The organism is Ochrobactrum soli, assembly GCF_003664555.1.
GTDB classification, from domain to species: domain Bacteria; phylum Pseudomonadota; class Alphaproteobacteria; order Rhizobiales; family Rhizobiaceae; genus Brucella; species Brucella teleogrylli.
On the sequence record NZ_RCHH01000037.1, the window covers coordinates 1 to 5,712 of the forward strand.

The window sequence follows — 5,712 nt, forward strand, 5'->3', positions numbered from 1 at the left end:
GTTCTGAAATCGACATATGTCCTAGCCCTCTTTCGAGGTTGAACATCAATGATCAAGCGATGATCCGGAAGGTGGGGTCAGGACAGCGCTTACCATGATCTTGCCTTGCATGGCACCGTAGCCGTCACTGCCGAATAGTGACAGCGGCAACGTTCCAGAGACAATACTGAAAAGACCGTTTCCGAAACCAAAAAGACAGGCAAACATCATCGTCGCAATAATGGATGGGGCTCCGAATAGCAGAACAATGAGGGCTAGACCCATCAAGGAGGCAGAGATTACTGCCAGACTGATCGGAGCGAGGTTTTTGCCACCAAGCATGTTGATCAGGCGACTGGCTACCTGTGAAGGTCCGAATATCGCGCCAATAAATGCTGCAGAACCTGCAAGATCGAGCGCGCCCAACATCGGCACCATATGGACCAGAATGGCCGCTGCAACGAGAGCCTGAGTCGAGAATGCCACGAGAATAAGCACGAAACCTTTGCGCCGTTGATGGGCAGGCAAATCACCTGAAAAGGCGGTTGTGACTGTTCCATTCGTTGATCGTTTCCGACCATTCTTTGCAATAGAACGCGCGAGCAAAAGGTGTACCGGCACGCAGAGAAACAAATGGAGGCAAGCGAACAGCAAATAGGTCTGTTGCCAGGTGAGCCAATGTTGAAGGGTTGTTGTAATGGGCCAGAAAATTGTCGAGGCAAAGCCTGCAATCAGTGTCAGATAGGTGATGCTACGCTGGGCAACATTTGGCGCTAATTGCACCAATAATGCAAAGGCTGCTCCATATTGGACGAGGTTGGCGGCGATTTCGATGATCGTCAGCGCGCCTGCAAACGTTAAAGCACTTGGAGAAAACGAACACAGTATGAGAGAGATGGCGGCCAGTATCGAGCCTATCGTCATCATGCGACCAGCACCGTAACGATCAATCCATTTGCCTAACCAGGGAGCCAGAAAGCCCCCGGCTAGCAGGGCAACCGACAGTGCTCCGTAAATCCATTCGTTGGAAACGGAGAAGTCCCGCGCCATGGACGGCGCGAGAATGCTGAAGGAATAATATAAAGTGCCGTAACCGATATTCTGGGTCAGTCCGAGACCGGCAATGGCCGCAATGGGAAGCCGTTCAGCGTTCATATTGATTTCAACGAAACACGCTTTTCGAGTTTGGACGCTTCTTCCTTGCGCTCGCTATAACGGTCTGTGAGATGATCCGAGATGCCACGCGTCAGAAGTGTAAACTTCATTAGTTCTTCCATCACATCGACCACACGATCATAGAATGATGAGGGTTTCATCCGTCCATCGTCGTCAAATTCCTGCCATGCCTTTGCGACGGATGACTGGTTTGGAATGGTGATCATTCGCATCCAACGCCCAAGAATGCGCATCTGATTGACAGCGTTGTAGCTCTGCGATCCCCCTGAAACCTGCATCAATGCCAGAGTTCGGCCCTGCGTCGGACGAATTGCTCCGCCCGGCAAAGGAATCCAGTCGATCTGCGATTTCATGACGGCGCTCATGGCTCCATGACGTTCTGGACTGGTCCAGACTTGCCCTTCTGACCAAAGCATTGCCTCACGCAATTCCTGAACCCTCGGATGCTCTGCCGAACCGTCGTCTGGCAAGGGAAGACCATTGGCATGAAAGACACGCGTTTCTGCCCCCATCGCATCAAGAAGGCGCTGCGCTTCCAGCGTCAGAAACCGACTGTAGGAACGATCACGAAGTGAGCCATAGAGCAAAAGGATACGAGGCTTATGCTTTGGAAAGTCGGCGCGTAGAGCATCCAGGTTGGGCAATGCGAAGGAATTCTGATCGAGGTTCGGTAGGTCCATGTCAGCGGGACTTTCTTTCATAGGTGATGACTTCTCCGTCCTCTTTGGTGAATGACGACACCGGGTTTTCCAGAATGTCGAGAACCAGTTCTGACGGACGGCACAGTCTGGTGCCAAGAGGCGTTTCCACGATTGGACGATTGATCAGGATAGGATGCGCCATCATGAAATCGACCAGTTCATCATCGGTCCATTTGGGATCGGACAATCCCAGCTCGGCATATGGTGTGCCTTTCTCACGAAGGAGCTGACGGGGCGTCATCGCCATTGCTTGAAGCAGTTCGACCAGTCGTTCTCGTGACGGCGGATTTTGCACATACTCAATGATGACAGGCTCTTCGCCGCTGGCACGGATCAAGGCCAATGTGTTACGAGACGTGCCGCATTTCGGATTGTGATAAATCATAACAGACATCAGGGTTTTCCTGTTTCAGTGACTGGCTTTTGATTGGCACCGCGTTCGTACCACCCCTTTGAGCGGTTCACGATCCAGACGACCGAGAGCATGACGGGCACTTCAACAAGAACGCCAACCACTGTTGCGAGCGCCGCGCCAGATGAGAAGCCGAAAAGGCTGATTGCGGCTGCTACTGCCAGCTCGAAGAAGTTGGATGCACCAATCAAAGCCGATGGACCAGCGACGCAATGTTGCTCGCCTGAAATGCGATTCAACAGATAAGCGAGGCCAGAGTTGAAATAGACCTGGATGAGGATCGGGACGGCCAGCATTGCAATGATCATGGGCTGTGCGATGATCTGCTCTCCCTGAAAGCCGAATAGCAGAACGAGCGTCGCCAAAAGCGCAACCAGAGACAGCGGTTGTAGTGTCTTCAGCATTGCGTCGAAGGATTGTTGTCCGCCGCTGGCGAGAATACTTCTGCGCAGGATTTGAGCGATAATCACCGGAATGACGATATAGAGGACAACCGACAGAACGAGCGTATCCCATGGGACAGTAATTGCCGACAGTCCGAGTAATAGCCCGACGATAGGGGCAAATGCGACAACCATGATCGAATCGTTCAGAGCGACCTGCGACAGCGTGAAATGCGGCTCGCCTTTGGTCAGGTTCGACCAGACAAACACCATTGCCGTGCAAGGGGCGGCCGCCAGAATAATCAGCCCGGCAATGTAGGAATCGACCTGGTCTGCAGGCAGATAAGGGCGAAACAGCCAGCCGATAAATAGCCAACCGAGAAGCGCCATCGAGAATGGCTTGACGGCCCAGTTTATAAAGAGCGTGACGCCGATACCACGCCAGTGCTCAGTGACCTGTCTCAATGCGCTAAAATCGATCTTCAGCAACATGGGGATGATCATAAGCCAGATGAGAATAGCAACCGGAATATTGACCCTGGCGACTTCAGCAGATCCGATTGCATGGAATACTGTCGGAAAGAAGTGCCCCAGAGCTACGCCAGCGACAATGCAAAGAGCCACCCAGACAGTCAGATATCGTTCGAATGTGGACATCAGTTATTCTCCACATTCCAGGTTGCCTTGCTCAAAATTGAACGCACGACATTACCCGTGCTCAAGCTGAGCACGCTATAAACCCTAGCTGTCATTGTATCAGTCCGTTTGGTGGAAGGCCGAATTCGTCGGTCTCGTGTTATTGTGTAGTCGCTTTCGGTTCGCAACACGGTGTTAGGCTTTGTATGAGAGGTTCGCAGAGTTCAGCACTACCGCCGCAACAGTCTTTGATCATGAAAAGGGTCAGTTCGAGAAAACGGTCGAGGTCGGCGCGATAGATAATCGAACGGCTCTGACGTTCACCTTTTATAAGTCCAGCGCGAGATAATGTCGCCAGATGTGCAGACATTGTATTCTGCGGTACATCCAGCATGCGCGCCAGTTCACCAGCAGGAATACCCGTAGGTTCGTGTTGCACCAACCTCCGGAATGTATCCAGTCGTGTCGGTTGGGCCAGAGCAGCGAAAGCTGTTATTGCTTCTTCATTTTCCATATATCCAGAATAATAGATATAAAGAGACTGTCAATAGGCAAAGCTGTTTCGAAACGTTGTCGCCAGTTCGTAAAATGGTCCGGCTGTCCAGCCCCTAAGCCGCCCGGAGGCGTATTGCGCAGCAGTTGGGGAAGTCACAACGATAGTTGGTACAGCAGTATTCACACATTGGCAGCATTATTGATATGGATAGCCGCGGATCGCTGTTGAGAACCGCAGCTTATATGACCAAGGAAGCATTTTTAGCGACGCAGCCAGTCTGAGTTAACGGCGATGGAACTGCAGCCATATTTGCTTTCTCCTTACATAAAGCGCATGATGCTCAAAACGGCAGTAAGTGAAACGGGTGCTGTCGTTCAGGTTTCAAATACCTGGCCCGCAACAAAGGAGGACAAAATGTCTTCCATCGCGTTGAATTCCAGAAACATCACTATGATTTCGCGACTTCTAAGGGAGGCTCGTAAAACCGGCGACACACAAGATTTGCGCACTGATGCTGCACGTTATCTGACACGTCGATTTCAGGAGGGAACACGTGACGAAGGTCGACTACAGATCGCCCTGACACAATTTATCAAGAAACATCGAAGAATGGCAAATGCCGTCCATCGTTGCGATGACGAAGGCGACGCAGTAAAAAGCGAAACGTAATGGCCCTTTCATTTCCAAACCCCAGCAGAAGTTTCGATGATCTTGAGATGGGCGTGCGATTTGTCGGCTACGATGGAATGACCTCCGTCCCATTTCTAATCGATAAGCCCGCCCTGGAGAATAATGGCGTCATTGCAGCGACGGAATCATCGCTTCTTGCCGCCTTCGACGCCTCACGGAAACTGATCTACGATGCTGCTCGCGAGGTCTATTCACAGGCTCGGCAAACTTCCTATCGCATCACCGTGGAGGACATGAAGTAGCTTTTTATGCAATGATTGACCCGATCTGCCGTCGCAATTCAGCCTCAGTTGCTTTGCTCAAATTTAAAGCGCATGGTGCATGTCTCGACAGCTTTTGAAACGGGCGCTGTCGGTTGCGAGTGCATACTCCAGCCCCAATACAAGGAGGACGAAATGTCTTCCAAAATTATCAAGCCCTACTTTGGCCCTACCGACTTTCGAATGATGCGTGAAATACTGCGACGCGCCGGCTATCGGCTTTACGATACCGCAGAAAACCGTGCCGCTCACATATCCGCAGCAAGGCTACTCATTCAGGAATTTCAATCTGGGCACCCACCATCGCGAGCGATGTCGCAGCTTTCTCGGCAACATCCCTGTAAGAATGTGGAAGTATCTCCAGCGGTGATTTGAACCATCACTGGATTGGTCCGGTATGAAAGAATTAGTTAATTCCTCAAAAACAGGAAGTTTTCAAAATGCCCCGTGGTCAGAAAAGAAGTAACCGAGAAATAAGAAAGCCAAAGAAAGATAAGGTCAAGGAGAAAACTGCGTCAACAGATGTTGTTTCAGGTCGCTTTCCTACTCCTGCCAATGACTTGATCAAAACCAAACGGCATTAGTTATAGCTGTGTCTCCCACTTTTCTTGGTGAGGAGACACAGCCCCTATCGGGGGTACAATCATGCCAACGTCTACATTTAGTTCAATAGGCAATTTGTATTGCGAAGGAAAGAACCTCGGTTCTGTTGGCTACAGTATTTCCATACTCACGGAAGGCGAGAAGACGTTTACAAAGGGCGTCTTGTGGGCAAGCATGGACATACTCCGGCAGGCCTATCTAGGAGATCTTGTTCAATTATCATCGGAAAAAGGCAACGGTTTGCTGAACGTGGATGTAAAGAACGTCGGAATACATGGAAACTCTGACTTCATTATAGTTGGAAAGCAGACGTTTTAGGACATCGCATACCAGTACTTAATAGACGTAGGAACCGAGCACCCACGCGACCAATCCG

The 5,712-nt window shown here is 50.8% G+C and carries 8 protein-coding genes; 3 read left to right on the plus strand and 5 right to left on the minus strand.

Annotated elements, in window-relative coordinates; translation table 11 throughout:
* Positions 1-45: 45 nt before the first annotated feature.
* From arsK to D8666_RS23765, 5 genes are all read right to left on the minus strand, one after another.
* A complete protein-coding gene (gene arsK, locus D8666_RS23745; protein ID WP_235859078.1) occupies positions 46-1,134 on the minus strand; it encodes an arsenite efflux MFS transporter ArsK in 1,089 nt (362 codons plus the stop codon).
* The gene (gene arsH, locus D8666_RS23750) at positions 1,131-1,856 is read right to left on the minus strand and encodes an arsenical resistance protein ArsH (protein ID WP_121539668.1); all 726 of its coding nucleotides are present in this window, start codon (positions 1,854-1,856) and stop codon (positions 1,131-1,133) included. The genes arsK and arsH overlap by 4 nt, the downstream gene beginning before the upstream one ends.
* Entirely contained in the window at positions 1,837-2,250 is a 414-nt protein-coding gene (arsC, locus tag D8666_RS23755; protein WP_121539669.1) for an arsenate reductase (glutaredoxin), read from the minus strand. Before arsC ends, arsH begins: the two co-directional genes overlap by 20 nt.
* Complete coding sequence (gene arsB / locus D8666_RS23760) at positions 2,250-3,308, minus strand: ACR3 family arsenite efflux transporter (RefSeq protein ID WP_121539670.1); 1,059 nt, start codon at positions 3,306-3,308, stop codon at positions 2,250-2,252. The genes arsC and arsB overlap by 1 nt, the downstream gene beginning before the upstream one ends.
* Positions 3,309-3,447: 139 nt before the next feature.
* On the minus strand, positions 3,448-3,801 hold the full coding sequence (locus tag D8666_RS23765) for an ArsR/SmtB family transcription factor (RefSeq protein ID WP_121539671.1): 354 nt from the start codon (positions 3,799-3,801) through the stop codon (positions 3,448-3,450).
* Between the two features lie 273 nt (positions 3,802-4,074).
* Between D8666_RS23765 and D8666_RS23770 the strand changes: the two genes are divergently transcribed.
* The 3 genes from D8666_RS23770 to D8666_RS24065 all read left to right on the plus strand — a co-directional run bounded on the left by D8666_RS23770 (position 4,075) and on the right by D8666_RS24065 (position 5,108).
* Positions 4,075-4,452, plus strand: a complete 378-nt coding sequence (locus D8666_RS23770) for a hypothetical protein (protein ID WP_121539672.1) — start codon at positions 4,075-4,077, stop codon at positions 4,450-4,452.
* Positions 4,452-4,715, plus strand: a complete 264-nt coding sequence (locus tag D8666_RS23775) for a DUF1488 family protein (protein ID WP_121539673.1) — start codon at positions 4,452-4,454, stop codon at positions 4,713-4,715. Before D8666_RS23770 ends, D8666_RS23775 begins: the two co-directional genes overlap by 1 nt.
* Positions 4,716-4,868: 153 nt before the next feature.
* Complete coding sequence (locus D8666_RS24065) at positions 4,869-5,108, plus strand: hypothetical protein (protein WP_124916094.1); 240 nt, start codon at positions 4,869-4,871, stop codon at positions 5,106-5,108.
* Positions 5,109-5,712 lie beyond the last annotated feature (604 nt).

Bases quoted from the DNA above. Each gene is read 5' to 3' on its own strand.
- arsH (WP_121539668.1), bottom strand. From the start codon at position 1,856: ATGAAAGAAAGTCCCGCTGACATGGACCTACCGAACCTCGATCAGAAT.
- arsK (WP_235859078.1), bottom strand. From the start codon at position 1,134: ATGAACGCTGAACGGCTTCCCATTGCGGCCATTGCCGGTCTCGGACTG.
- D8666_RS23775 (WP_121539673.1), top strand. From the start codon at position 4,452: ATGGCCCTTTCATTTCCAAACCCCAGCAGAAGTTTCGATGATCTTGAG.
- D8666_RS23765 (WP_121539671.1), bottom strand. From the start codon at position 3,801: ATGGAAAATGAAGAAGCAATAACAGCTTTCGCTGCTCTGGCCCAACCG.
- arsB (WP_121539670.1), bottom strand. From the start codon at position 3,308: ATGTCCACATTCGAACGATATCTGACTGTCTGGGTGGCTCTTTGCATT.
- arsC (WP_121539669.1), bottom strand. From the start codon at position 2,250: ATGTCTGTTATGATTTATCACAATCCGAAATGCGGCACGTCTCGTAAC.
- D8666_RS23770 (WP_121539672.1), top strand. From the start codon at position 4,075: ATGGAACTGCAGCCATATTTGCTTTCTCCTTACATAAAGCGCATGATG.
- D8666_RS24065 (WP_124916094.1), top strand. From the start codon at position 4,869: ATGTCTTCCAAAATTATCAAGCCCTACTTTGGCCCTACCGACTTTCGA.